This is a genomic window from Streptomyces sp. (genome assembly GCF_035563135.1).
GTDB lineage: Bacteria > Actinomycetota > Actinomycetes > Streptomycetales > Streptomycetaceae > Streptomyces.
In genome coordinates, this window is record NZ_DATMVN010000393.1 from 1 (window position 1) to 3,511 (window position 3,511).

Annotated in this window: 3 protein-coding genes; 1 reads left to right on the plus strand and 2 read right to left on the minus strand. The window is 73.3% G+C overall.

Features of this window, described 5'->3' with window-relative positions; genetic code table 11:
• The first annotated feature begins 262 nt into the window (after positions 1-262).
• The gene (locus VN520_RS16965; RefSeq protein WP_325747763.1) at positions 263-1,465 is read left to right on the plus strand and encodes an amino acid deaminase/aldolase; all 1,203 of its coding nucleotides are present in this window, start codon (positions 263-265) and stop codon (positions 1,463-1,465) included.
• A 32-nt stretch (positions 1,466-1,497) separates the two neighbouring features.
• Here the strand turns inward: VN520_RS16965 and VN520_RS16970 are convergent, their stop codons facing one another.
• Positions 1,498-2,286: a 3-oxoacyl-ACP reductase gene (locus tag VN520_RS16970; RefSeq protein WP_325747765.1), complete on the minus strand. Its 789-nt coding sequence runs from the start codon at positions 2,284-2,286 to the stop codon at positions 1,498-1,500.
• A gap of 42 nt (positions 2,287-2,328) precedes the next feature.
• On the minus strand, positions 2,329-3,511 hold a 1,183-nt coding region (locus VN520_RS16975; protein WP_325747764.1), incomplete at its 5' end, for an aldehyde dehydrogenase family protein.

Sequence of the window (3,511 nt, forward strand, 5' to 3'; positions counted from 1 at the left end):
GGGCGCGGGACCGGTGGTACGTACGGCGCGGAGGCCGGCCGGGGCGGCACTGGAGCGCGCTGCGCTTCGGTACTCATCCGCCCCCCTGGTCCACGTCCCCGCACCGCCCACGGACCGCCGCTGCGCGCGGGCCCGCCGGTCGATCGTGTGACGGCCACTCTACGGGGTGTGCTGCGGCCTGTGGGAACGGGACCGAGGGGCGGGGGCGATCTGCACCGAACATCCTCTACCCAGCGGTACGGCCGTCTGGCAGGCTGCGGCCATGACTGCCCGCGCCGCTGACCGGACCCGTTACGACCGGGCCACCGCCCATCTCGACGCACCGGTGGCCGTCGTCGATCTGGAGGCCTTCGACGCCAACGCCGACGACCTGGTGCGCCGGGCGGGCGGGAAGCCCGTCCGGGTGGCGAGCAAATCGGTGCGCTGCCGTGCCCTGCTGGAGCGGGTGCTCGCGCGTCCGGGCTTCGCCGGGATCATGTCGTTCACCCTCGCGGAGTCGCTGTGGCTGGCCCGCGCCGGATTCGACGACGTGCTGCTGGCCTATCCGTCGGCCGACCGGTCCGCGTACGCCGAGCTGGCGGCCGATCCCGCGCTCGCGGCGGCCGTGACGGTGGTGGTGGACGATCCCGCGCAGCTGGAGCTGATCGACGCCGCGCGGGCCGGCGGCGGCGAGGAGATCCGGGTCTGTCTGGAGCTGGACACCTCGCTGCGGCTGCTCGGCGGCCGGATCAGGATCGGCGCGCTGCGCTCCCCGCTCCGCTCCCCCGCGCAGCTCGCCGAGCTGGCCCGTGCGGTGGAACGCAGGCCCGGCTTCCGGCTGGTGGGACTGATGGCGTACGAGGGCCATGTGGCCGGTGTGGGCGATTCGGTGGCCGGACGGCCGCTGCGGTCGCGCGCGGTCCGGCTGATGCAGGCGGCGGCGCGCCGGGAACTGACGGACCGGCGGGCCGAGGCCGTGCGGGCGGTCCGCGCGGTGGCGCCCGGCCTGGAGTTCGTGAACGGGGGCGGAACCGGCAGCGTGCAGCACACCGCCGCGGAGTCGGCGGTGACCGAGATCGCGGCGGGGTCCGGGCTCTACGTACCGAGGCTGTTCGACAACTACACCTCCTTCCGGGGCCGTCCGGCGGCCCTGTTCGCCCAGCCCGTGGTGCGGCGGCCGGGGGTGGGTGTGGTGACGGTGCTCGGCGGCGGTTATCCGGCGTCCGGGGCGGCGGGAGCGGACCGGCTGCCGGTGCCGTACCTGCCCGCGGGGCTGCGCTACGACCCGCAGGAGGGCCCGGGCGAGGCCCAGACACCGCTGCTCGGCGCCCCCGCGGACGATCTGCTGATCGGCGACAAGGTGTGGTTCCGCCACGCCAAGGCCGGTGAGCTGTGCGAGCGCTTCGACGAGCTGCGGCTGATCGAGGGCGAGCGGATCACCGCCACCGTGCCGACGTACCGCGGTGAGGGACGCGCGTTCCTCTGAGGCCGGTCGTGGCACCACTGCGGGGAGGGGCCTCAGAGCGGGGTCACGTACGCTCCCGAGATTCCGCCGTCGACGAGGAAGTCGGTGGCGTTGACGAACGAGGAGTCGTCGCTCGCCAGGAAGGCGACGGCGGCCGCGATCTCCGTCGCCTCGGCGAAGCGCCCGACCGGGATGTGTACGAGCCTGCGGGCGGCACGCTCCGGGTCGGTCGCGAACAGCTCCTGGAGCAGCGGGGTGTTGACCGGCCCGGGGCACAGGGCGTTGACCCGGATGCCCTCACGGGCGAACTGCACCCCGAGTTCCCGGGACAGGGCGAGGACTCCGCCCTTGGACGCGGTGTAGGAGATCTGGGACGTCGCGGCGCCCATCCGCGCCACGAAGGACGCGGTGTTGATGATCGAGCCGCGGCCCTGGCGCCGCATGTAGGGGAGAGCTGCCTTGCAGCAGAGGTAGACGGAGGTGAGGTTGACCTCCTGGACGCGTTTCCACGCCTCCAGCCCGGTCGTGAGGATGGAGTCGTCGTCCGGCGGTGAGATGCCCGCGTTGTTGAAGGCGATGTCGACGGAACCGTAGGTCTCGTCCGCCGCCGCGAAGAGGGCTTCGACCTGGTCGGGGTCGGTGACGTCGACGCGTACGAACGTTCCTCCGGCCTCTTCGGCGGCGGCCCTGCCCGCGCTCTCGTCGACGTCGCCGCAGACGACGTGGGCTCCTTCCGATGCCAGCCGGCGGGCGGTGGCGAGGCCGATGCCGCTGCCCGCACCGGTGATGACGGCGGTGCGGCCGGTCAGCCGGCGGCAGATGTTCCCGGAGCCGGTGGTCATGGGGGCCTCGGTGGTCATGGGGGTCTCGGTGGTCATGCGGGTTCAGGCCTCCGTGCCGATGAAGACGTTCTTGGTTTCGGTGAAGGCCGCGAGGGCGTCGGGCCCCAGTTCACGGCCGAGCCCGGACTGTCCGTACCCGCCGAACGGGGTCCAGTAGCGGACGGCCGAGTGGGAGTTGACGGACAGGTTCCCTGCCCGGACCCCTTGGGAGACCCGTAGGGCGCGGCCCACGTCGCGGGTCCAGATCGAGCCGGCCAGGCCGTGGTCGGTGGCGTTGGCCAGACGGACGGCGTCGTCCTCGTCCTCGAAGGGCAGGACGACGGCGACAGGGCCGAAGACCTCCTCGGTGGCGACGGGGGCGTGGGGGGCGGTCTTGGTGAGGACGGTCGGGGGGAACCAGAAGCCGGGGCCGGCGGGCGCGCTGCCCCGGATGCCGTCGGCACCGTCGGGGACGAAGCCGCGGACACGCTCCAGCTGGGCCCGGGAGATCAGCGGGCCCATCTGTGTCCGCTCGTCCGACGGGTCCCCCACCACGACGGAGGCGACGGCGGGGCCGAGGAGCTCCAGGAAGCGGTCGTACGCGGACCGCTGGACCAGGATGCGGGAGCGGGCGCAGCAGTCCTGGCCGGCGTTGTCCAGGAAGGACATGGGTGCGGCGGCCGCGGCGGCCTCGATGTCGGCGTCGGCGAAGACGATGTTGGGGCTCTTGCCGCCGAGTTCGAGGGTCAGCCGCTTCACCCGGTCCGCGCACCTGGCCATGATCTGTCTGCCGACGCGGGTCGACCCGGTGAAGCAGATCTTGGCCACGCCCGGGTGTTCGACCAGGGCGCTGCCCGTCACGTCCCCCGCTCCGGGCAGCACCTGGAAGAGGTGTTCGGGAAGGCCGGCGTCGAGAGCGAGCCCGGCCAGGCGGAGGGCGGTGAGCGGAGTGGTCTCGGCCGGTTTGAGGAGGACGGCGTTGCCGGCGGCGAGGGCGGGGGCGGTGCCCCAGGCGGCGATCGGCATGGGGAAGTTCCACGGGGCGATCACTCCGACGACCCCCAGGGGTTCGAGGAACGTGAGGTCGATCCCGCCCGGTACGGGGATCTGCCGCCCCGTCAGGCGCTCCACTCCCCCGGCCGCGTAGTCCAGCAGGTCGCGGACGTTGGCCGCCTCCCAGCGGGCGTTGCCCAGGGTGTGTCCGGCTTCGGTGACCTCCAGTTGGGCCAGCCGTTCGGCGTGTTCG